Here is a 23653-nt window from a genome sequence, read left to right on the forward strand (position 1 = left end):
TTGAACTTGAATTGAAGAGTTTGATCATGGCTCAGATTGAACGCTGGCGGCAGGCTTAACACATGCAAGTCGAGCGGTAACGGGGAGTAGCTTGCTACTTTGCCGACGAGCGGCGGACGGGTGAGTAATGCTTGGGAATCTGGCTTATGGAGGGGGATAACTACGGGAAACTGTAGCTAATACCGCGTAATATCGAGAGATTAAAGGGTGGGACTTTCGGGTCACCCGCCATAAGATGAGCCCAAGTGAGATTAGGTAGTTGGTGAGGTAAAGGCTCACCAAGCCGTCGATCTCTAACTGGTCTGAGAGGATGACCAGTCACACTGGGACTGAGACACGGCCCAGACTCCTACGGGAGGCAGCAGTGGGGAATATTGCGCAATGGGGGGAACCCTGACGCAGCCATGCCGCGTGAATGAAGAAGGCCTTCGGGTTGTAAAGTTCTTTCGGTGATGAGGAAGGTGTTTTGTTTAATAGACAGAGCAATTGACGTTAGTCACAGAAGAAGCACCGGCTAACTCCGTGCCAGCAGCCGCGGTAATACGGAGGGTGCGAGCGTTAATCGGAATAACTGGGCGTAAAGGGCACGCAGGCGGATAGATAAGTGAGATGTGAAATCCCCGAGCTTAACTTGGGAACAGCATTTCATACTGTTTATCTAGAGTTTTGTAGAGAGGGGTAGAATTCCACGTGTAGCGGTGAAATGCGTAGAGATGTGGAGGAATACCGGAGGCGAAGGCGGCCCCTTGGACAAAGACTGACGCTCATGTGCGAAAGCGTGGGGAGCAAACAGGATTAGATACCCTGGTAGTCCACGCTGTAAACGATGTCGATTTGGGGGTTGCCTGTATGGGTGGCTCTCGAAGCTAACGCGTTAAATCGACCGCCTGGGGAGTACGGCCGCAAGGTTAAAACTCAAATGAATTGACGGGGGCCCGCACAAGCGGTGGAGCATGTGGTTTAATTCGATGCAACGCGAAGAACCTTACCTACTCTTGACATCCTAAGAAGAGCTCAGAGATGAGCTTGTGCCTTCGGGAACTTAGAGACAGGTGCTGCATGGCTGTCGTCAGCTCGTGTTGTGAAATGTTGGGTTAAGTCCCGCAACGAGCGCAACCCTTATCCTTTGTTGCCAGCATGTAAAGATGGGAACTCAAAGGAGACTGCCGGTGACAAACCGGAGGAAGGTGGGGATGACGTCAAGTCATCATGGCCCTTACGAGTAGGGCTACACACGTGCTACAATGGCGTATACAGAGGGAGGCGAGAGTGCGAGCTTAAGCGAATCTCTTAAAGTGCGTCGTAGTCCGGATTGGAGTCTGCAACTCGACTCCATGAAGTCGGAATCGCTAGTAATCGCAAATCAGAATGTTGCGGTGAATACGTTCCCGGGCCTTGTACACACCGCCCGTCACACCATGGGAGTGGGTTGTACCAGAAGTAGATAGCTTAACCGAAAGGGGGGCGTTTACCACGGTATGATTCATGACTGGGGTGAAGTCGTAACAAGGTAACCGTAGGGGAACCTGCGGTTGGATCACCTCCTTATATATGACTGATGATTTTGTATAGGTGTTCACACAGATTGTTTGATAGAAAAGAAGACAGACCGTATAGAGAGATAGGCTTGTAGCTCAGGTGGTTAGAGCGCACCCCTGATAAGGGTGAGGTCGGTGGTTCAAGTCCACTCAGGCCTACCAATTCTACTTATTCTGCACCGCTTTGAGGGTTGCGATACTCATATGCTCGCGCATACTGCGTTTCTCACCTCAAATCGCTTTTGAATAAGCGAATTGGCTTTTAGCTTCATCATCTTGAATATCTGCGATGCTCATGTGCTGTTCGCACACTGCGCTGCTTGATTTCAATCTGATTTTGCTAAAATCCTTGGCTGAAGTTTCTAGGACTAGCAATTAGGACTAGCTAAATACGGGAAAAAAGAAAGGGGCTATAGCTCAGCTGGGAGAGCGCCTGCTTTGCACGCAGGAGGTCAGCGGTTCGATCCCGCTTAGCTCCACCACGCTTTAACTTGTCACGACGAAGTCATTCATGACTGAAGTATCGGTGATAAGGGTTTATTGATTAATAGTGAGTTTTCTTAGCCAACGCTTTATGAGGGATTAAAAAACCTAAAGTGCGGTTAAGAGGATTGAGTATTGGTTGAAAAACCGATTTGTTCTTTAAAAATTTGGACACAAGCTAAAAACTGAAGAGAGCTCAAGCGTTCGAGAGGACGTAAGAGCTGAGTATTCGAAAATCGAGCAATCGAGAATCGAATTGGGCTTGTTTGGTGAGAAAAGGCACTGAGCAGGTCAGCGTAGGGAAACTTACGCACGAGTCAATGGAAGACGGCTTTGGGAATGGAAAGCGGACTGAACGAAACGGGCACGAAAGTGGTTAGTTGAAATGAAAGTGCGGTATAAAAATTCTTGAGGTTGTATGGTTAAGTGACTAAGCGTGCAGGGTGGATGCCTAGGCAGTCAGAGGCGAAGAAGGACGTGCTAATCTGCGAAAAGCGTGGAGGAGTTGATAAGAAGCGCTATCACTCCACGATATCCGAATGGGGAAACCCAGTAGATGAAGAATCTACTATTGTTAACTGAATCCATAGGTTAACAAGGCGAACCGGGAGAACTGAAACATCTCAGTACCCCGAGGAAAAGAAATCAATTGAGATTCCGTAAGTAGCGGCGAGCGAACACGGAGAAGCCGTTAGTGATAGTAAGTGAGTTAGGAGAATGTGTTGGGAAGCACAATCGCAGAGGGTGATAATCCCGTATCCGAAGGCACAGTTACGGTACTAAGCTAACAGCAAGTAGGGCGGGACACGAGAAATCCTGTTTGAAGATGGGGGGACCATCCTCCAAGGCTAAATACTCCTGACTGACCGATAGTGAACCAGTACCGTGAGGGAAAGGCGAAAAGAACCCTGGTGAAGGGAGTGAAATAGAACCTGAAACCCTGTACGTACAAGCAGTGGGAGCCTCTTTAATGGGGTGACTGCGTACCTTTTGTATAATGGGTCAGCGACTTATATTGTGTAGCGAGGTTAACCGAATAGGGGAGCCGAAGGGAAACCGAGTCTTAACTGGGCGAAGAGTTGCACGATATAGACCCGAAACCCGGTGATCTAGCCATGGGCAGGTTGAAGGTTGGGTAACACTAACTGGAGGACCGAACCGACTACTGTTGAAAAAGTAGCGGATGACTTGTGGCTGGGGGTGAAAGGCCAATCAAACCGGGAGATAGCTGGTTCTCCCCGAAATCTATTTAGGTAGAGCCTTAGACGAATACCTTCGGGGGTAGAGCACTGTTTCGGCTAGGGGGTCATCCCGACTTACCAACCCGATGCAAACTGCGAATACCGAAGAGTAATATCTAGGAGACACACGGCGGGTGCTAACGTTCGTCGTGAAGAGGGAAACAACCCAGACCGCCAGCTAAGGTCCCAAAGTCTATGTTAAGTGGGAAACGAAGTGGGAAGGCTTAGACAGCTAGGATGTTGGCTTAGAAGCAGCCATCATTTAAAGAAAGCGTAATAGCTCACTAGTCGAGTCGGCCTGCGCGGAAGATGTAACGGGGCTAAAACATAGCACCGAAGCTGCGGCATTCAGATGACAGATTTCAGATGTCAGGAGACAGTATGGCAATCAAGTTTGAAGATTTGAAGGTGTTTCAACGCGCTTATAAAGTGTCGTTGGAAATTCATCAAGCGAGCTTGGATTTTCCTAAGGTAGAGCAATATGCGTTAGGAGACCAAGTTAGACGGGCAAGCAAAAGCATTTGTGCAAATTTAGCCGAAGGTTTTGCAAGGCAACGTACTAAAGCGGATTTAAATCGATTTCTTAGCATGGCAATAGGCAGTGCTGATGAAATGCGAGTTTGGTTAAGATACTGTTATGACTTGAAATATGCAGATGAACAAGATTGGCAAAGATGGCGTAATGAATACGAAGAAATTGCGAAGATGTTACAAGGTTTTGGTAAAACACCGAAACCTGACGTCTGAAATCTGTCATCTGATTGGGTAGGGGAGCGTTGTGTAAGCGGAAGAAGGTGGCTCGAGAGGGCTGCTGGACGTATCACAAGTGCGAATGCTGACATAAGTAACGATAAAGGGGGTGAAAAACCCCCTCGCCGGAAGACCAAGGGTTCCTGTCCAACGTTAATCGGGGCAGGGTGAGTCGGCCCCTAAGGCGAGGCTGAAGAGCGTAGTCGATGGGAAACGGGTTAATATTCCCGTACTTGTGATAAGAGCGATGTGGGGACGGAGCAGGTTAGGTTATCCGGGTGACGGAAGTCCCGGTCCAAGCGTGTAGGATGGATGATTAGGCAAATCCGGTCATTTATATCAGAGGCGTGACGGGGAGACTCCACGGAGTCGAAGTAACCGATACCACACTTCCAGGAAAAGCCGCTAAGCTTATCTTATCATAAACCGTACTGAAAACCGACACAGGTGGTCAGGTAGAGAATACTCAGGCGCTTGAGAGAACTCGGGTGAAGGAACTAGGCAAAATAGCACCGTAACTTCGGGAGAAGGTGCGCTGACGGTAATTGAAGTCCGTTGCGGATGGAGGTGAAGTCAGTCGAAGTGACCAGCTGGCTGCAACTGTTTATTAAAAACACAGCACTCTGCAAACACGAAAGTGGACGTATAGGGTGTGACGCCTGCCCGGTGCTGGAAGGTTAATTGATGATGTGAGAGCATTTGATCGAAGCCCCAGTAAACGGCGGCCGTAACTATAACGGTCCTAAGGTAGCGAAATTCCTTGTCGGGTAAGTTCCGACCTGCACGAATGGCGTAATGATGGCCAGGCTGTCTCCACCCGAGACTCAGTGAAATTGAAATCGCCGTGAAGATGCGGTGTACCCGCGGCTAGACGGAAAGACCCCGTGAACCTTTACTATAGCTTGACACTGAACATTGAATTTTGATGTGTAGGATAGGTGGGAGACAGAGAAGTATTAACGCCAGTTAATACGGAGTCGTTGTTGAAATACCACCCTTTAAGGTTTGATGTTCTAACACAGACTGCGGCACGCGGTCGTGGACAGTGTCTGGTGGGTAGTTTGACTGGGGCGGTCTCCTCCCAAAGCGTAACGGAGGAGTACGAAGGTTTGCTAATCACGGTCGGACATCGTGAGGTTAGTACAATGGTATAAGCAAGCTTGACTGCGAGACGGACATGTCGAGCAGGTGCGAAAGCAGGTCATAGTGATCCGGTGGTTCTGAATGGAAGGGCCATCGCTCAACGGATAAAAGGTACTCCGGGGATAACAGGCTGATACCGCCCAAGAGTTCATATCGACGGCGGTGTTTGGCACCTCGATGTCGGCTCATCACATCCTGGGGCTGAAGTAGGTCCCAAGGGTATGGCTGTTCGCCATTTAAAGTGGTACGCGAGCTGGGTTTAGAACGTCGTGAGACAGTTCGGTCCCTATCTGCCGTGGGCGTTGGAAAATTGAAAGGGGCTGCTCCTAGTACGAGAGGACCGGAGTGGACGCACCGCTGGTGTTCCCGTTGTTTCGCCAGAAGCATTGCGGGGTAGCTATGTGCGGGAGAGATAAGTGCTGAAAGCATCTAAGCACGAAACTTGCCTTGAGATGAGTTTTCCCACACTTAGAGTGTGTAAGGGTTGTTTAAGACGAAGACGTAGATAGGCGGGGTGTGTAAGTGTAGTGATACATTGAGCTAACCCGTACTAATTGCCCGAGAGGCTTAACCATACAACGCTCAAGGGTTTTACCCAAAAGCCGAGAGAAAGTTGTAAGAAAAGACAAGAGACGAAAGAGCGAAGTCAGAAGCTCGAGTAGGGCTCGAGGAGTTTGAATCAGTAATAGCTTGTGACCGAATAGGAATAACAGCGAAAGAAACGCTGAAAGAATAAAAAATAGAGAACAAAACAAAGTAAGAAGAAGCAAAAACAATCAAGCCGAATTATTCCGGCGGCGATAGTGCGGTAGCACCACCTGACCCCATGCCGAACTCAGAAGTGAAATGCCGTAACGCCGATGGTAGTGTGGGGTCTCCCCATGTGAGAGTAGGACACCGCCGGATATTATTGAATAGAGAGAACAAAAGCCCTTTGCAGTCATGCGAAGGGTTTTTTGCGTTTGGGCGGAAAAAGGATTAGGGAGCGTTGGCGGATAGAGTGCAAGTGCGGTTAGCTTTACTTTTCTGATCATAAATGCATGAGAAAATACGGACAAATATTTTACGAATAATTATAATAGCCAATTATTCTCTGGATTTAATTAGTTAGCCGTTATATGGTGGGCAATTAAACTCCATATCGCAAATAAGGGAGGAATTTATGCATTGTCCTTTTTGTTCCACTGAAGATACCAAAGTGATTGATTCCCGCTTGGTTGCCGATGGCTATCAAGTGCGGCGGCGGCGAGAGTGTACGCAGTGTCGCGAACGTTTTACCACCTTTGAAACCGCGGAACTGGTGACTCCTAAAATTATCAAAAGCAACGGCAACCGCGTACCATTTGACGAAAAAAAACTGCGCTCGGGCATGCAGCGTGCGTTGGAAAAACGCCCGGTTAGTGCGGATGATATTGAAAAATCAATCAGCCATATTATTCATCAGTTACAAGCCACCGGAGAACGTGAGGTACCGAGCAAATTAGTGGGTACTTTGGTCATGGAAGAATTAAAACAATTAGATAAAGTTGGCTACATTCGTTTTGCTTCGGTCTATTTAAGTTTTGATGATATTAAACAATTCGGCGATGAAATCGAAAAATTAACTGATGAAGCGATTGTGAAAGAGCAGAATTAAGGATCAAGAATGACAGTATTTTCAGAACAAGATCGCGGTTTTATGCAACGTGCAGTGGCACTGGCGACATTAGGGCGTTGGACGGTTGATCCGAATCCTCGGGTTGGCTGTGTGATTGTGAAAGATGGTCAGATTATCGGCGAAGGTTATCACCAGAAAGCCGGACAGGGGCATGCGGAAGCCAATGCTTTTCAGCAATGTGAAGTGAATAGGCAAAGTGCGGTCGGCGCAACATTGTATGTCACTTTGGAACCCTGTTCTCATTTTGGCAGAACACCGCCCTGTTCACATAAAATTATTGAGAATGGTATCAAAAGAGTTGTGGTTGCAATGCGGGATCCGAATCCCCTCGTTGCAGGCAAAGGGATCACTTTATTGCAGGAAGCGGGGATTACAGTCGAAGTCGGTTTGTTGGAACAAGAAGCAGAGGAGCTGAATAAAGGCTTCCTAAAAAGAATGAGAACCGGACGTCCATTCGTACAATTGAAAATGGCAATGACGATTGACGGTAAAACCGCAACCGCTTCAGGTGAAAGTAAGTGGATCACCGGCGAAGCGGCACGGGCGGAAGTGCAGGATTACCGGGCTGCGGCGAGTGCGATTTTATCCGCCAGTGGCACGGTGTTGGTTGATGATCCGTTATTAAATGTGCGTTGGCAGCAATTGCCGCCGACGATTCAAGCCGTGTATCCTGAACAAAAATTACGCCAACCGGTACGGATTATTATGGACTCTAAGCATCGGATTCGTGCTTATCATAAATTATTCAGTATCGAAAGTGCGGTTTGGTTGGTGGGTAACGCGAACCAGATACGGGATTTGTCATCTTTTCCGGATTTTGTCGAGGCGCTTGAACTGAATTCTTCCGCTCACCAATTGACCGCTTTGATGGATGAATTAGGCAAGCGTGAAATCAACACGTTATGGATTGAAGCCGGCGCAAATCTGGCAGGTTCGCTAATCAGTGCCGGCTTAGTCGATGAACTGATTGTGTATATTGCCCCGAAATTACTCGGCGATCAGGCGCGTGGTTTATGCCATTTGCCGGATTTGCACTGTCTTGCTGATGCGCCGCAGTGGAAATTGGTTGCCACGGCACGGGTCGGCGAGGACTTTAAAATGGTTTATCGCCCTGATTTGGCCGAAAGCGGAGAGACGGTATGTTAAAAAAAATTCTACAATCCGCGTTAATCGGATTATGTGCCGCCGCATTCGTATTGGCATTAGCCCCGCTATGGCAAGGGAAGAAAACATGGTTTGCGGGTGACGATTCATTACAAATCATTTCTTATGCCAGTGCGGTACGCATTGCCGCGCCGGCGGTGGTTAATGTTTATAATCAAGCGCTGCAAGGCACGAATAATCTTGGTGATAACCATGAATTGCGTGTCAATAATTTGGGTTCCGGCGTGATTATGCGGGCTGACGGCTATATTCTGACTAACCGGCATGTGATTAATAATGCGGATCAAATTGTGGTGGCATTGCAAACGGGGCAGCTGTACCAAGCAACTTTAATCGGCTCCGATAGCCTGACCGATTTAGCTGTGTTAAAAATTCAGGCGGATAATTTGCCGACGATTCCACAAAATAACAACCGTCGGGTTTATGTCGGCGATGTGGCGTTGGCGATTGGCAATCCTTATAACTTAGGGCAAAGTGTCAGCCAAGGGATTATCAGCGCACTGGGACGCAGTGCCTTGGGTGAAATCGGGCGGCAAAATTTTATCCAAACCGACGCTTCGATTAATCGCGGCAATTCCGGTGGCGCACTGATTAATACCGCCGGAGAGCTGATTGGTATCAATACGCTGAGTATCGGCAAAGATAGTGCTGAAATTGCCGAAGGCTTAAGTTTTGCCATTCCGATTGATATTGCCAATGAGGTGTTGAAAAAAATCATTCAAGACGGACGAGTCATTCGCGGCTATTTCGGGGTAGAAAGCCAAATTTTCTATAATAATGAAGATCAGCTGGGGCTCAATCAGCGCGGCGTACTGGTGACCGCCGTTGCTGAAAATGGTCCGGCGGCTGAAGCCGGAATCAAACAAGGGGATCTGATTGTTCAATTTAATGGCAATGCGGTCAATTCGCCGACCGAACTGTTGCAAATTATCGCCGATACCCGCCCGGGAACACGGGTTGAAGTGCAGGTCGAACGGTTAGGACAAGTGCTGACCTTACCGGTGACAATCGCCGAATATCCGCAACAAAAGTAAGTATTATGCGTATTTTACTGGTTGAAGACGACAATATGATCGGCGAAGTGCTGAAAGCCAGTTTGAAAGATGCGGCATATGCAGTGGATTGGGTGCAAGACGGGCAGGCGGCATGGGTTGCGCTGCAAATCCAAACATACGATATTTTGCTGCTGGATTTGGGCTTGCCCAAAAAAGACGGTTTGCAGCTGCTGAACGAACTGCGACAGCAAAATGAGCAGATGGCGGTGCTGATTGTGACCGCGCGGGACGATTTGCCGAGTCGTATCGGTGGCTTGGATGGCGGCGCAGACGATTATCTGGTGAAACCGTTTGATATGGCTGAGCTGCTGGCGCGTTTGCGTGCGGTTGTACGGCGTAAAAATCAACAGGGAAAACGCCGTCTAAGCAACGGCTATCTCACCTTGGATGATGATAGTCATCAGGTTTTTTTAGCCGAACATCCTAACGGCATTGCACTAACACAAAAAGAATTTGCTTTGCTACAAACTTTGTTACAACACCCCGGTAAAATCTATTCCAGAGCGGAATTAGAAGATAAATTGTACCCTTGGGGCGAAGAAGTGGAAAGTAATGCGGTCGATTATCTGATCCACGCCTTGCGTAAAAAACTGGGCAAGCAGAGTATTCGCAATATTCGCGGCGCCGGTTGGACGATTCCGAAAGGAACGTCGACGCAGTAACATAAGAGATGTAGTATGAAAAATTCGATTCGGCGTAAATTGATTCTCAGCTTAACCCTTCTCTCCGTCACGGCAGCGTTGCTGACCGCACTTTTCATTTTTTATGCTTCCTTTAAATTCGCTTACCGCCTGCAAGACGATATTTTGCAGCAAAGTGCGCTATTTATCGGTGCGGATACGCCGGTGAGCGAAGTTGCGCTGAATAATCGTGATAATCAGATTTTTGTGCATAATGTGCTGACGCCACCGGATAAACCCTATTTTATCCCTAATTTAGCTTCTTATGCCGACGGTTTGCATAGCCTGACGCTACAGGGACGGCATTATCGGGCGTACATTAAGCACGAGCAAACACAACCGGTGGCGGTGTTGTTCGATGAAGAAGAATTTCGTGATGAAATCGCCGCTTATGCTGCCGGGCTGGGAACGGCGCCAATGCTGCTGTTTATTTTATTGATGTTACCGTTGGCGGCATGGGTGGTACAGCGTAGTTTACGCCCGATTAATCAGCTGTCCGAACAGGTTAAACAAAGGAGCGAAAGTGATTTGACCGCACTTGATGAAGACAATATCCCGACCGAGATCCACGCTTTTGTACAATCGATCAATCACTTATTCAGCAAAGTTGATCGCAGTGTACGCCAGCAACAGCGCTTTATTGCCGATGCCGCGCATGAGCTGCGCAGCCCGATGACCGCACTTTCATTACAATTGGAGCGGTTCTTACAGCAAAATACCCTTCCCGAAGCCGCAGAAACACAGTTAAGCGGGATTAGCCGAAGTGTCGTACGGGTTCGCCATTTGTTAGAACAACTGTTATTGTTGGCAAGGGTGCAAGCGGAACACATTGAACCTACACGCCGGATAGTGTCGCTGTTAGCGGTTTATCGCCGGGTCTTGACCGATTTATTACCCTTAGCCGACGCAAAACGGCAAGATATCGGCGTAGTCAGTAAAACGGATTGTCATATTTTAGCCAATGAAGACGAACTTTATTTGTTGATAAAAATCTTATGCGAAAATGCCATTCGTTATACCCCGATTGGCGGGCAGATTGATTTGGATTTGCAGCAAGGCGCAAGTGCGGTGATCCTGAGTGTTGATGATAACGGCGTCGGGATCGCCGAATCGGAGCGGGAACGGGTGCTAGAGCCGTTTTACCGTATCCTTGGCAGCGGAGAACAAGGTACCGGCTTGGGATTGGCGATTGCGGATAATATTGTCAAACGCTATCGAGGGAGGCTGATCTTGGCAGATACAATCCGCTTTGCACATGGATTAAGTGTGAAAATCCGGTTACCGTACCCATCGCTACAGGCACCCTAATTTTTAGCTAATTTTTCTTCTGTATTGTGGCATTGAATCTTGAAGGATACAGAGGACATATTTGTGAAATTCCCCAAATTTCTACCGCACTTTTCATTAACCAGTAGCAAATTGCAAGCCTATGTCGCGCTTTATTTCACTTTGATACTGAATTATGCGTTTTACCGTGCCATATTGACCGCGCACCCGTTTACCGGCGCAAGCTATGACTACTTTTTATTGACTATTCCGTTATTTATCTTTTTTACCTTAAATGCAGTGTATCAATTATTGGCATTGCCTTACCTACATAAAATCATCATGCCGTTATTGCTGATTACCAGTGCGGCAATTGGCTATAATACTTTGTTTTATAATGTCTATTTTGATACCAACATGTTGGAAAACGTGTTGCAGACCACTTCGACCGAAGCCGGCAAATTGATTACGTTGCCCTATTTGCTGTGGATTGCCGTGTTTGGTGTCTTGCCGGCATTGCTGTATTTAGGTGTAAAAGTACGATACCGCACTTGGCATAAAGAAATTGCGCTGCGTGCTTTGATGATTCTCCTTTCGCTGGTGGTAATAGCTGGGATCGCTAAAGTTTATTATCAGGATTATGCTTTTTTTGTGCGCAATAATAAACAAACGGTTAATTTGATTGTACCGAGTAATTTTATCGGCGCCGGTGTGAATGAAGTAAAACGTGTGCGTCAAGCAAACCGTCCGTTTGAACGGATTGGCTTAGATGCCAAACAAGTGAAAGCAGACGGACAAAGACGGCGGGTGTTGGTGCTAGTGCCCGGAGAAACCACCCGTGCGCAGAATTGGGGCTTGAACGGCTACCAGCGCCAAACCACGCCTAAATTGGCGGCGCGCGGGACAGCGGTGGTGAACTTTCCGAATGTCAGCAGCTGCGGCACGGCAACCGCACTTTCATTGCCTTGTATGTTTTCCGTGATGGATCGTGATCATTACAACGGTTCAGTGGCACAAAAGCAGGATAGCGTGTTGGATTTGATTCAACGCAGCGGCGCAAATGTGCTGTGGTTGGATAATGACAGCGGCTGTAAATATGTGTGTGATCGCGTGCCGAATGAAAATGTCAGCGCATTGCAATTGCCGGAGTTTTGCCGCAACGGGGAATGTTTGGATAATATTCTGCTATACAATTTTGAACGGCAGATCAGTGCAGATCCGAGTAAAGACCTGGTGATTGCACTGCATACCATGGGCAACCACGGTCCGACTTATTCGGAACGTTATAGCGAAGAATATCACCGCTTTATTCCGAGTTGCGATACGCAGGATATTGCCAAGTGCAGCCAAGAACAGCTGGTGAACAGCTATGACAACGGCGTATTGTATATTGATCAGTTTTTGGATCGGATTATTGCTAAACTTCAGCAACATAGCGAATGGAATACCGCACTTTACTATGTTTCCGATCACGGCGAATCCTTAGGCGAAAGCGGAATGTACTTACACGGTGCGCCGTATTCGATTGCCCCGAAAGAACAAACCCGAGTGCCGATGATTTTCTGGGCTTCCGACGGCTGGAAACAACAAACCGGTTTGAATACGCAATGCTTGCAGCAACAAGCCGACAGCAATGCCTATTCCCACGACAATTATTTCCATTCCGTGTTAGGTTTGATGGAGATTAAAACAGAAGTATATCAAGCGCAACAAGATCTGTTTGCCGCTTGTCGTTAAGCAAGTGCGGTTTACATCCAGTGCAATTGTTTTAAGATCACAATGCCGAGAGATGAGCCGAACATCGCCGCAAACGTGGTGATACCGATAATGTTGGCGGCGGTTTTGGCATTACCGCCCATACTGTGTACCATTGCGTAGCTGGCAGCGGCGGTCGGGGTGGCGCTCATTAAAAACAGAATGCCTAGCTCCATGCCGTGTAAACCGAAAGCACGCGCAATCAGCACCATCACCAAAGGGGCTAACAGCACCCTGCCGATACTGGCTTGGATGGCGACGGTTGAGGAGCTGTCCATGTTTCTCAAATTCAAACTGGCGCCGGCGCAGAGCAGGGCTAACGGCAATGTCATATTGGCAAGATAGTCGCCGGTGCTGATCAAGGTGTCGGGCAAAGTAAAGCCGAGATTGCTAAATAATAGTGCGCAGACAATCGCAATAATCAATGGATTTTTTAACAGTTGTTTGAAAATATAAGTTAGATTGGCTTTGCCTCCTTCAGCGAGGGAACGGCTGAGCGTAATAACTGCCAATACATTGAATAATAAGGTGATCATAGCGGTATAAACGGAAGCGATTGCCAAACCTGCCGAGCCGTAGGCATTCGCACATAACGACAGCCCGATAATGCCGCTATTCGCGCGGAACACGCCTTGTACAAAAGTACCGCGTTCTCTTTTCTCTTTGACATAACGTAGCGCAAACCATTCGGCAAGCAAAAATAAAACCAACGTGCTAAGCGTGCCGAGACCGACAAGGGTGATTTGGGCGCCATAGTCCGTTGGATTTTTGATGATACTCAGAAACAACAGTGCCGGCAGGGTGATGTTAAACACCAATTTTGCGCCTTGATTGCTGAATTGGTCGTTGATCATCCGGATTTTTTTCAGATAGATACCGAGTAACAACATGAGGATATTCGGCAAGGTAACCGCAATAGAAAAGAGAATGGAATCGAGAAATCCGTTTTGCATTTGCTGTCCTTGTAACCCTCCCTGCGCAAGCGGAGAGGGAAATTGAACTAATGGGTATCAGAAAGTCTTATCTTTTTGATTTTTTGATAAATTTCATCAACCGTTTGCGCTTACGCAACTGGTTCGGCGTTAAAGTGTTGCGCCGTCCGGCAAACGGGTTGTTGCCTTCTTGGAATTGAATCCGAATCGGAGTGCCGATAATTTTCAGGCTGCGACGGTAATAATTGGACAGATAGCGTTTATACGAATCCGCCAGCTTATCCAGCTGGTTACCGTGGATCACGATAATCGGCGGATTGTGTCCGCCCGGGTGGGCGTATTTCAGTTTAATCCGTCTGCCGGCTGCCAATGGCGGTTGGTGTTCGTCGGTCGCCATTTGCAAAATACGCGTCAACATTGAAGTGGAGAAACGTTTGGTGGCGCATTCGTAGGCTTCCTGCACCGAATCAAACAGATTGCCGACCCCGCTGCCGTGTAGGGCCGAGATAAAATGAATGCGCGCAAAATCAATAAAATCCAAACGGCGATCCAATTCGGACTTCACCTGATCCTTAATATCTTGGCTCAAGCCGTCCCATTTATTGACCACGATCACCAACGAGCGACCGGCATTCAGAATAAAGCCGAGTAGAGATAAATCTTGGTCGGAAATCCCTTCGCGTGCGTCAATCGTCAGCAATACCACATTGGCATCTTGGATCGCTTGCAGGGTTTTGATCACCGAGAATTTTTCGACGGCTAAAGTCACTTTGCCGCGCTTGCGCACACCGGCGGTGTCGATGAGGGTATAGTGCTGTCCGTCGCGCTCCATCGGGATATAAATACTGTCACGGGTGGTGCCGGGCAAATCGTACACCACCACGCGATCTTCGCCTAAAATACGGTTAGTCAGGGTGGATTTGCCGACATTCGGGCGACCGACAATGGCGATTTTGATGTTTTTTTGCTGTTCTTCTTCCGCTTCTTCGTCTTCCGCCAGTGCGCTGTCTAAAAGTGCGGTATCTTCTTCGTTATTAAAATCAAAATCGTGATCCCATTCATCGGCTTCAACCGCACTTTCATCGTCGTTTTCGTTTTGTTGCAATTGTGCCGCAAACGGTGCTAGTACGTCTTCGATTAATTGGGTTACGCCGCGTCCTTGTGCCGCTGCGATTTGTGAAATCTCGCCTAAACCCAGTTGATAAAATTCGGCGCAATGGGAGTCGGCGTCAATGCCGTCGGTTTTGTTTGCCACCACCACAGTGGTTTTTTCCCGTTGGCGCAGATAGTTGGCAATGCCGATATCCGGCGGCATTAAGCCGGCGCGCGCGTCAACCATAAACAAAACGACATCGGCTTCTTCAATCGCCAACAGCGATTGTTCCGCCATTTTTTCTTCGACGCCTTCTTCGGTGCCGTCAATGCCGCCGGTATCGATTACGATAAAATCATAACCGGCAATGTGTGCGTGTCCGTATTTGCGATCACGGGTCAAACCGGGAAAATCGGCAACCAAGGCATCACGGGTGCGGGTTAAGCGGTTAAACAGCGTGGATTTACCCACGTTAGGGCGACCGACCAGGGCGACAACAGGAGTATGGGCAGGAGTCATAAAAAACCTCGATGAATGAATATTTTTGCGCTATTCATTGTGTTTAAATTGTGCAAGATGATACCGAATTTTCGGGGTGACGAATAGCGAAAGTTATCGCGCTGACCGCACTTTTAGTGTTTCTCGTCAAATTTAGCCCAATAAAAAACCCGATATTTGCATATCGGGCTGAATAAATTGGCGGAATGGACGGGACTCGAACCCGCGACCCCCTGCGTGACAGGCAGGTATTCTAACCAGCTGAACTACCACTCCGCACTGAAATATCAGTGTATTTTGAGGCTAAGTCGATATCGTAAAACACAATATCATATAATTTGTTGGCGGAATGGACGGGACTCGAACCCGCGACCCCCTGCGTGACAGGCAGGTATTCTAACCAGCTGAACTACCACTCCGCGATTAGGTGAGGCGCATGATAAAGGGCTGTGCGCCTTTCGTCAATCATTTTTTGCCAAACTGTTTTTGATTGCTTAATCCATAAACGAATTACGCCAAATGTTGCTTAATGCAGATGGTTTTCTGTGCGTTTTTGCCAAAAACAGTTGTCTTTACTTTTTTTACTAATCAGCTTTAAGTATTCTAAATGCGCTTCTAATTCGGTTTCATCCGGCGCAATGGTGCGAAATTGTGCCAAGTGCGGTTGCAAATGAGCCGTTCGGATATTTTCGCGCTTGTCGCCGGCAATATGCGCGTCATCATCATGGTGTTCTTCGCCAAACAGACTGACTTGCCCGCCGGTCATTTGCAGATAAACATCGGCTAAAATTTCGGCATCGAGTAATGCGCCGTGCAAGGTGCGCTTGCTGTTGTCAATATTCAAGCGATCACATAAAGCATCCAGGTTATTGCGCTTGCCGGGATACAGCTTACGCGCCATTGCCAGACTGTCGGTCACCACGCTGATGTCAGCGGTTTTCAGGTTTTTGGTTTTGGCGAGTTTGCCGAATTCATAATCGATAAAGCCGACGTCAAACGGCGCATTATGGATAATCAGCTCGGCACCGCGGATAAATTCGATAAATTCATCGGCAATCGCGTCGAAAGAGGGCTTATCCGCCAACATTTCATCGGTAATTCCGTGGACTTTGATTGCCTCCGGATCCACCGGACGGTTCGGTTTGATATAAACGTGAAAGGTGCGCCCGGTTAAGCGGCGATTTATCATCTCCACTGCACCAATCTCAATAATACAGTGCCCTTCGTAATGCGCACCAAACTGGTTCATGCCTGTGGTTTCGGTATCCAATACAATTTGGCGTTCCGGGGTAATCAGTTCTGACATAGCATTCCTAAAATTTGAAATGGGAAGATAAATGATTTTTTGGCAACATTTTTTGGTGCAACACCGCAATAATGATAATCTCAGTTGATTTTTTTATGTAATAAATCATATGGCTTTTATAAGGGAAGCTGAAAACCATTTCACCAACATCATTTCTCTCTTTTCCGGCATTGGGATTTTGTACTAAAAATTGCATCGTTGCTTTCATTTCAGCCAGATACTGTTCGGTTTGTAATTTGCCCCATTTTTCGAGTATATAGCGACGAATATGAATCAGATCAGATTTTGCGGCAACCGAAAGTTGAAATGAATATTTTTTAATCGTCATATTCGCCATTGTTTAACGCATTGAAAAAATCATCCCCCGAAATCAAACGCTGATGGCATATATCATGTTGGGCTTGCTGCGCCCGTTGTTGTAGCAACTGCAATTTTAACCATTCGATATTTTCATACTCCGCCATTGACATCATCACTGCTACGGCTTTGCCGCCCTGATTGATTTGCAACGTATCGTTTTGCACTTTCAACAGCATATGATTGAAATGGGTTTGCGCCTGATTGGCATTGATAGACTCCATACAACCTCCTTTATAATCTGAAGTGAGTATAATCGAATTACGGCAGAATCAAAACCGCTATAGAGCATTCACAAAAATTACGTTATTATCGCACCAATTTAGCTAAAGCGTGTAGTAGAGATGATGAAAAAGATAGAAATTTACACCGACGGATCTTGTTTGGGCAATCCCGGGCCGGGCGGAATCGGGGTGTTGCTACGTTATAAACAACATGAGAAAACCATTTCACAGGGCTATCGTTTAACCACCAATAACCGCATGGAGTTGTTGGCGGTGATCACGGCGTTGGAGAGTTTGACCGAAAATTGCGCGGTCATGTTGTCGAGCGATAGCCAGTATATGAAAAACGGCATTAACCAATGGATTCACAACTGGACACGCAATAATTGGCTAACCAGCAATAAAAAACCGGTGAAAAATCAGGATTTATGGCAACGCTTGGATCAGGCGATTCAACGCCATCAAATCGATTGGCGCTGGGTGAAAGGGCATGCCGGGCATACGGAGAACGAACGGGTTGATCAACTGGCGAAGCAAGGCGCGGAAAATCCGACCCAAGATGACGCCGGTTATCAACCGGATTAATCACCCGACCGCACTTTCGCTTCGGCATTGCTCAAGGCGTTGGCGGGGGAAAAAATCGGATTTTTAAAGCGCACCTTTTGCGGATTGAGCGACAGCGGAATGGTGCGTTTGCGTGCCACAATCACCGCCAGTTGTCCGCCGACGGTGCCAAAGTGCGGTAACGCGAGTGGTTTTACCAGCGTGTTATGCCGCACAATTTCAAATTCCAACAGCTCCAACCAATCCATTACGCGCCAGGTCAGATATTTACGCATTTGCCAGCGTTGCCCGACCGTACTTTTCTTTTCCAAATGGCGTTTCCACAGCAGCGAACTACACGGATTGAACAACGAAATAAACAGATAACCGTCATCGCTCAATACGCGCGCCACTTCACGCAGCAACTGGTGCGGATCTTGCGCAAAATTCAGGGTATTGGCGAGCAGACAGGCATCAAGCGCTTTTTCATAAAACGGCAAATGGGTGATTGAAGCCTGAATTGCAGAACGGCTTTCATCTGCGGTCGGCTTGACATCGGGAAAATCCGGATAAAGCAAAATATGCTGCTGATTCGGGGCGTACCAGTCCAATTCCGCACTCAAACCGCCGATTCTCAACACATGTTGTCCGTAAACTTTGGCGAACCAAGGTGCAAAGTAGTTATTGAGGGCTTGACAATAACGCTCACCTTGCTTTAATTGCTGCCAAGAGATAGGTAATTGCAGAGAATAGGGATATTTTGCACGCCACTTCATCAATCGTCACCAGATTTGTTTTAACGGAGAATAGCTATGTTAATACCATTACCCGCCCTAAATGACAACTATATTTGGTTGTATGCCGCTGAGAATGAGCCGGTGCTGATTGTTGATCCGGCTGAAGCCGCGCCGGTTTTGCGTTATTTGGCTGATCATCATTTAATACCGGCGGCGATTTTATTAACCCACGGGCATGCGGATCATATCGGCGGCGTGGCGGAATTAAAACAACACTATCCGCATTTGTCGGTTTACGGCTCGGATGAGGTGGCGGAGATCGCGACACAGGTGGTGAATCAGGGGGCGTTTGCGTGCGGACATTATCAGCTTGAGGTGATTCCGACTGCCGGGCATACCGCCAACCACATCAGCTTTGTGATCAACGGACACCTGTTTTGTGGCGACGCATTGTTTTCCGCCGGTTGCGGACGGGTCTTCACCGGCGATTACCAAGCGATGTTTGACGGGCTGCAACGTTTAAAAGCGTTGCCGGATGAGACGGTGGTTTGCGCCGCTCATGAATATACTTTGAGTAATTTACGTTTCGCATTGACGGTGATCGAGGATAAAAGTGCGGTCGAACAGCAGTTAAAACAAGTGGAAGCTTTAAGGGCGCAGGGCAAAGCGAGCTTGCCGACCACATTAGGCTTAGAGCGGAAAATTAATCCGTTTCTACAGGCAAAAACCGTAGACGAATTTATCCGCTTGCGCAAAGCGAAGGATAGCTTTTAGGAATTGAACCGCACTTTGGGTTAGATAAAGTGCGGTTATCTCGGCTTTGATTACGCCTTGTTTTCACTGTTGCCATTGCCTTTTTCATTCCACGGCGCAACCCAATACAGGCAGAGCATGCCGGGTACGGCAAGGAAGAAGCAGAACCAGAAATAGTCGTAGTAGCCGAAATAGTTGATTAACACGCCTGCCTGCGAGTTAAACAACGTACGCGGCAAGGCAGCCAAGCTGGTGAACAGCGCCAGTTGGGTCGCGGTGTAGAGCGGATTGGTTTCCCTCGCCATAAACGCCACAAACGCGGCGGTGCCCAGCCCGATACCGATATATTCGGCGGCAACCACAATCGTAAGAATCACTAATGCCTTGGTGGTGACGGTTTCAAAATATTCGTAAGATGCCAACCAAGCAAAACCGAGAATCGTGATAATTTGCACCAAGCCGAACAGCCACAGCGCACGGTTGATCCCGATTTTCAGCATGATAATGCCGCCGACAATACCGGCGATTAACATCGGCCAAACCGAGGCGTTTTTAACCACAATGCCAATGTGGCTGGTGCTGAACCCCATGTCCAGATAGAACGGCGTAATCAGCGCAGTTGCCATACTATCGCCCAGCTTATACAAAAAGATGAAGCCGAGAATGCCGATTGCGCCCCAAATCCCCTTACGGCTGAAAAATTCTTGGAAGGGTTTGACCACGGTATCGGTCAACGTGCGGTTTGCCGACAGATCGATTTTAGGTTCATAACTGAGAAACAGGGTCATCAAAATTCCCGGCAGCATGAAAAGTGCGGTAATGATAAACACCGTTGCCCAAGGCAGATAATCCGCCAAAATCAGCGACAATGATCCGGGGATGAATCCGGCAATCCGATAGGCATTGACATGAATCGAGTTGCCTAAGCCCAGTTCCTTATCGTCCAAAATTTCACGCCGATAGGCGTCTAACACGATATCTTGCGTGGCGGAAAAGAAGGCGACTAACGTTGCGGCGGCGGCAATCAGTCGTAATCCGCCGTGAGTTTGCGGATCGAGAAAACCAAACAGTGCCAACGAAACCAACAATAACAGTTGGGAGACAAACATCCAACCGCGGCGGCGCCCTAAAAACGGCGGTACAAAGCGGTCTAACAACGGCGACCATAAAAATTTCCAAGTATACGGCAAACCGGTCAAGGCAAAGAAACCGATCGTCGCCAGATCGACTTGCTGGGCGCGCAACCAGAGCGGGATCAGCGAGATTAAAATATACAGCGGCAGCCCGGAGCTAAAGCCGGTAAAAACGCAAATCAGCATTTTGCGGGTGAAAATTTGGGAAATTATGCTTTTTTGTTGTTCGGACATCATCAAGCCTCTAAATAAAAATGAACCGGCTAGCGCTTTGTCGATTCATTTGTTCGTTAACGGAACGGTTAATCGCGGTAGCCGTTCGGGTTATTTTTCTGCCAGTTCCAAGTATCTTTCATCATTTGTTCCAGCGAATATTGGGTTTTCCAGCCCAGTTCTTGCGCGGCTAAACTCGGATCGGAATAACAGGCGGCGATATCGCCCGGACGACGTTCGACCAATTTATACGGAATGGTGATACCGTTGGCTTGTTCAAAGGCTTTCACCATGTCTAACACGGAATAGCCGATACCGGTGCCTAAATTATAGATATGTAAACCGCTGTCGTTTTTGTGCTTGGCGAGGGCTTTCAAATGTCCCAGTGCCAAATCGACCACATGAATATAGTCACGCACGCCGGTGCCGTCCGGGGTGTTGTAGTCGCTGCCGAAAACCGAGAGTTGTTGTAATTTGCCGATTGCCACTTGGCTGATATACGGCAGTAAATTGTTCGGAATGCCATTTGGATCTTCACCGATCAAACCGCTTTTGTGCGCGCCGACCGGATTGAAATAGCGCAGAATGATCATGCTCCAGCGCGGATCGGTTTTTACCGTGTCGCTCAAAATCTGTTCGACCATCAATTTTGAGGTGCCGTAAGGATTGGTGGTGCCGCCGACTTTGCAATTTTCGGTAATCGGAATGACTTCCGGATCACCGTACACGGTGGCGGAGGAGCTGAACACAATATTAAACACGCCGGCTTTGCGCATTTCTTGCAGCAAATTGAGCGTGCCTTGTACGTTGCATTCATAGTATTCGATCGGTTTTTGTACGCTTTCGCCGACCGCTTTCAGCCCGGCAAAGTGGATAACCGAATCAATCTGATGGCGTTTGAAAATCCGTTGCAGCATTGCCGCGTCTAAAATATCGCCTTGATAAAAGTGCGGTTTTTTCCCGGTGATGGTTTCAACCCGTTGCAGCGATTTTTCAGAAGAGTTACACAGATTATCTAAAATCACCACCTCTTGATTATCATTTAACAGCTCAACCACGGTATGCGAACCGATATAGCCCGCACCGCCGGTAACTAAAATTGCCATAGTATGTCTCCTGAAGTGAAAAATAAGCAGGCTATAGTGTACGGCTTTTTAGAACGAATTTCATGTGCCAATCCGCAATTCCGTGTTTTATGAGCGAAAAAATTGAGATAGTGCAACATTTTTAGCAAAATCGTATGGGGGATATGCGATTATAAACCGTGATTGATAACTGCGATAATGAGAAAAGTGAACAACCGAGTATTCGGCTGCTCACGCGGTTTATCATCGTTTTGGCTTTTCGTTAGATCCTTGAATTAGGCTTCTGCCACGGTGAAGCGGCTGAATAAATGGTTTTTGCCTTCGACATCGTCGACAATGGCACAAGCCAAATCGGGCAGTGAGATATCGGCGAGTTGATCACCGCTGAATAACACCTCATCTTTGCCGGTGCGGTAGTTGCCGCTGCGGGTGTCGATGTCGCCCGAGAACGCGGCAGGTGGCGAGATAAACGCCCAATTGACATCGCGGCGATCTTGCAGATCTTTCAGCCAGTTACGCGCTGCGTTGGCGCCGTCATAGATTTCTTTCGGGAATTCCGGGGTGTCGATTAACTGCACACCCGGTGCGATATACAGGCTGCCTGCACCACCGACGATTAATAAGTAAGGCACGTTTGCAGATTTCGCCGCTTCAGTGATGGCTTTTGCGCCTTTTTCAAAATCTGCGCCTGCGTTCGGATTGGTCCAGCCACTGTTGAAGGCGCTGATAACCGTATCAAAGCCGATTAATTGTTCGGCAAAATCTGCCGCATTGACGTCGAAAGCGACGGCTTGGATATTATCCGCTTTTTTGACTTTTTCGACATTGCGCGCGAATGCGGTCACTTGATGTCCGCGTGCTGCGGCTTCTGCGATAATGCCACGCCCCACCGTGCCGGTAGCGCCGATAACTGCGATTTTCATAATGTTGTCCTCTAAATTAAATGTTGATCAATGAGTGAATAAAACGGCGTACCGTTTCGATGGAATGTAGTATATTCATTTTGAATTTAGTATAGAATGGTGATTTTAGAAAATATAACTTTCAAAAATGAGAGGATAAGATGGATCTGAATGCGGTCAGAATGTTTATTGCCGCCGCACAGGCAGGCAGTTTATCCGCTGCGGCGGAGAAAATCGGGGTGCCGTTGCCGACCTTAAGCCGCCGTATCAGTGATTTGGAACAATCGCTTAATATGCAGTTATTGCTGCGTTCCAAACAGGGGATTCAGCTGACCACCATTGGGCAACGGCTGTTCGACCAATCCTTTTACGGTATCGAAAGCCTGCTGGAAGCGGAGCGTACGGTGCGCAGCGATATGCAGCAGATGTACGGACGCTTGCGTTTATCGCTGCCGGACGGGTTTGAGTTTTGGGGCAAACTGCTGATCGACTTTCAACGCCGTTATCCGCATATTCAAATCAGCTGCCAATACACCGATATGCGACTGGATTTGATTGAAGACGGGATTGATGTGGCGCTGCGAATCGGCGCATTAGTGACGGATAAAGTAATCGCCAAACGCCGCGCCCCGATTCAAACGATGTTGGTTGCGAGCCAAGCCTTTATCGCCCGGCATGGTGCGCCGCAAACGGTTGCGGAGCTGCAAAATTTTGACCTTGCCGGCTGGCATTTCACTCACGGCAGCACCACACAATGGCAGTTAGACGGCAAAAACTATACGCCTAATCTTAAATTTGCCGCCAACAGTTTCCGCCAACTATTGGATTACACGCTAGCGGATATGGCAATTTGCGAACTGCCGGAATTCGTCACCAAGCCGTCTTTAGAACGCGGCGAATTGGTGCGGATTTTACCGCAGGTGGTTATGCCGCAGTTGCCGGTACACCAAATTTATACCGCTCACCGTCATCCTTCGGCAATTGTGCGGGTGTATTTGGATTTCTGCGATACTTGGTTGGTGCAAAATCAATAAGCCAAAGTGCGGTAGTGGGACACCCGGTTATTATTCTGCGCATAAATTGAATATTTTTCGCGATATCACAAGGGATTCGATAGATTGTCAACAACGGCTCGGGTAAAATAG

At 48.0% G+C, this 23653-nt stretch carries 18 protein-coding genes, 4 tRNA genes and 3 rRNA genes; 14 read left to right on the forward strand and 11 right to left on the reverse strand.

Annotated features, from left to right (window positions below):
* Positions 1 to 8: 8 nt before the first annotated feature.
* The 11 genes from ACQ31U_RS09595 (at position 9) to ACQ31U_RS09645 (ending at position 12714) form a co-directional block, all read left to right on the forward strand.
* Positions 9 to 1548, forward strand: a 16S ribosomal RNA gene (locus tag ACQ31U_RS09595).
* Positions 1549 to 1623: 75 nt separating this feature from the next.
* A tRNA-Ile gene (locus ACQ31U_RS09600) sits at positions 1624 to 1700 on the forward strand.
* Between the two features lie 244 nt (positions 1701 to 1944).
* Positions 1945 to 2020 (forward strand) — tRNA-Ala (locus ACQ31U_RS09605).
* Between the two features lie 421 nt (positions 2021 to 2441).
* A 23S ribosomal RNA gene (locus ACQ31U_RS09610) occupies positions 2442 to 5730 on the forward strand.
* Positions 5731 to 5945: 215 nt separating this feature from the next.
* Positions 5946 to 6061, forward strand: a 5S ribosomal RNA gene (gene rrf / locus ACQ31U_RS09615).
* The 16S, 23S and 5S rRNA genes sit together here with 2 tRNA genes alongside, the layout of an rRNA operon.
* 256 nt (positions 6062 to 6317) lie before the next feature.
* On the forward strand, positions 6318 to 6791 hold the full coding sequence (gene nrdR, locus ACQ31U_RS09620) for a transcriptional regulator NrdR (protein WP_431051518.1): 474 nt from the start codon (positions 6318 to 6320) through the stop codon (positions 6789 to 6791).
* Between the two features lie 9 nt (positions 6792 to 6800).
* Complete coding sequence (ribD, locus tag ACQ31U_RS09625) at positions 6801 to 7958, forward strand: bifunctional diaminohydroxyphosphoribosylaminopyrimidine deaminase/5-amino-6-(5-phosphoribosylamino)uracil reductase RibD (RefSeq protein WP_431051520.1); 1158 nt, start codon at positions 6801 to 6803, stop codon at positions 7956 to 7958.
* Positions 7952 to 9010 (forward strand): outer membrane-stress sensor serine endopeptidase DegS, encoded by a 1059-nt coding sequence (gene degS / locus ACQ31U_RS09630; protein ID WP_431051522.1) that lies wholly within the window; start codon positions 7952 to 7954, stop codon positions 9008 to 9010. The genes ribD and degS overlap by 7 nt, the downstream gene beginning before the upstream one ends.
* 5 nt (positions 9011 to 9015) lie before the next feature.
* Positions 9016 to 9693: a response regulator gene (locus tag ACQ31U_RS09635; RefSeq protein ID WP_431051524.1), complete on the forward strand. Its 678-nt coding sequence runs from the start codon at positions 9016 to 9018 to the stop codon at positions 9691 to 9693.
* A 15-nt stretch (positions 9694 to 9708) separates the two neighbouring features.
* Positions 9709 to 11019 carry a sensor histidine kinase gene (locus ACQ31U_RS09640; RefSeq protein WP_431051526.1) on the forward strand — a complete coding sequence of 437 codons (1311 nt, stop codon included), beginning with the start codon at positions 9709 to 9711 and terminating at the stop codon, positions 11017 to 11019.
* Positions 11020 to 11082: 63 nt separating this feature from the next.
* Positions 11083 to 12714 carry a phosphoethanolamine transferase gene (locus ACQ31U_RS09645; protein WP_431051528.1) on the forward strand — a complete coding sequence of 544 codons (1632 nt, stop codon included), beginning with the start codon at positions 11083 to 11085 and terminating at the stop codon, positions 12712 to 12714.
* A gap of 11 nt (positions 12715 to 12725) precedes the next feature.
* Here ACQ31U_RS09645 and ACQ31U_RS09650 read toward each other — a convergent pair whose 3' ends face one another.
* From ACQ31U_RS09650 to ACQ31U_RS09680, 7 genes are all read right to left on the reverse strand, one after another.
* Positions 12726 to 13685 carry an AEC family transporter gene (locus tag ACQ31U_RS09650; protein WP_431051530.1) on the reverse strand — a complete coding sequence of 320 codons (960 nt, stop codon included), beginning with the start codon at positions 13683 to 13685 and terminating at the stop codon, positions 12726 to 12728.
* A 67-nt stretch (positions 13686 to 13752) separates the two neighbouring features.
* Positions 13753 to 15276 carry a ribosome biogenesis GTPase Der gene (gene der, locus ACQ31U_RS09655; RefSeq protein WP_431051532.1) on the reverse strand — a complete coding sequence of 508 codons (1524 nt, stop codon included), beginning with the start codon at positions 15274 to 15276 and terminating at the stop codon, positions 13753 to 13755.
* 178 nt (positions 15277 to 15454) lie between these two features.
* Positions 15455 to 15531 (reverse strand) — tRNA-Asp (locus ACQ31U_RS09660).
* Positions 15532 to 15597: 66 nt separating this feature from the next.
* A tRNA-Asp gene (locus ACQ31U_RS09665) sits at positions 15598 to 15674 on the reverse strand.
* 107 nt (positions 15675 to 15781) lie between these two features.
* Positions 15782 to 16561 (reverse strand): DNA polymerase III subunit epsilon, encoded by a 780-nt coding sequence (gene dnaQ / locus ACQ31U_RS09670; RefSeq protein WP_431051534.1) that lies wholly within the window; start codon positions 16559 to 16561, stop codon positions 15782 to 15784.
* Positions 16562 to 16568: 7 nt separating this feature from the next.
* Positions 16569 to 16889 (reverse strand): type II toxin-antitoxin system RelE/ParE family toxin, encoded by a 321-nt coding sequence (locus ACQ31U_RS09675; protein WP_431051536.1) that lies wholly within the window; start codon positions 16887 to 16889, stop codon positions 16569 to 16571.
* Positions 16879 to 17142, reverse strand: a complete 264-nt coding sequence (locus ACQ31U_RS09680) for a type II toxin-antitoxin system Phd/YefM family antitoxin (RefSeq protein WP_431051538.1) — start codon at positions 17140 to 17142, stop codon at positions 16879 to 16881. Before ACQ31U_RS09680 ends, ACQ31U_RS09675 begins: the two co-directional genes overlap by 11 nt.
* Before the next feature lie 120 nt (positions 17143 to 17262).
* Between ACQ31U_RS09680 and rnhA the strand changes: the two genes are divergently transcribed.
* Positions 17263 to 17727 (forward strand): ribonuclease HI, encoded by a 465-nt coding sequence (gene rnhA / locus ACQ31U_RS09685; RefSeq protein ID WP_431051540.1) that lies wholly within the window; start codon positions 17263 to 17265, stop codon positions 17725 to 17727.
* On the opposite strand, the gene ACQ31U_RS09690 is transcribed toward rnhA, so the two are convergent.
* Positions 17724 to 18461, reverse strand: coding sequence for a class I SAM-dependent methyltransferase (locus ACQ31U_RS09690; protein ID WP_431051542.1), 738 nt, complete (start codon positions 18459 to 18461; stop codon positions 17724 to 17726). The genes rnhA and ACQ31U_RS09690 overlap by 4 nt on opposite strands.
* 36 nt (positions 18462 to 18497) lie before the next feature.
* On the opposite strand from ACQ31U_RS09690, the gene gloB reads away from it, so the two are divergent.
* Positions 18498 to 19196, forward strand: a complete 699-nt coding sequence (gene gloB / locus ACQ31U_RS09695; protein WP_431051544.1) for a hydroxyacylglutathione hydrolase — start codon at positions 18498 to 18500, stop codon at positions 19194 to 19196.
* Positions 19197 to 19246: 50 nt separating this feature from the next.
* Here gloB and ACQ31U_RS09700 read toward each other — a convergent pair whose 3' ends face one another.
* The 3 genes from ACQ31U_RS09700 to ACQ31U_RS09710 form a co-directional block, all read right to left on the reverse strand.
* Entirely contained in the window at positions 19247 to 20542 is a 1296-nt protein-coding gene (locus ACQ31U_RS09700) for an AmpG family muropeptide MFS transporter (protein WP_431054324.1), read from the reverse strand.
* A gap of 68 nt (positions 20543 to 20610) precedes the next feature.
* A complete protein-coding gene (galE, locus tag ACQ31U_RS09705) occupies positions 20611 to 21627 on the reverse strand; it encodes a UDP-glucose 4-epimerase GalE (protein WP_431051546.1) in 1017 nt (338 codons plus the stop codon).
* A 254-nt stretch (positions 21628 to 21881) separates the two neighbouring features.
* Positions 21882 to 22529 (reverse strand): NAD(P)-dependent oxidoreductase, encoded by a 648-nt coding sequence (locus tag ACQ31U_RS09710; protein WP_431051548.1) that lies wholly within the window; start codon positions 22527 to 22529, stop codon positions 21882 to 21884.
* Between the two features lie 140 nt (positions 22530 to 22669).
* On the opposite strand from ACQ31U_RS09710, the gene ACQ31U_RS09715 reads away from it, so the two are divergent.
* Positions 22670 to 23542 carry a LysR family transcriptional regulator gene (locus tag ACQ31U_RS09715; RefSeq protein WP_431051550.1) on the forward strand — a complete coding sequence of 291 codons (873 nt, stop codon included), beginning with the start codon at positions 22670 to 22672 and terminating at the stop codon, positions 23540 to 23542.
* Positions 23543 to 23653: the final 111 nt, after the last annotated feature.

The sequence above is a fragment of the Testudinibacter sp. TW-1 genome, from assembly GCF_050613185.1.
Taxonomy (GTDB): domain Bacteria; phylum Pseudomonadota; class Gammaproteobacteria; order Enterobacterales; family Pasteurellaceae; genus Chelonobacter.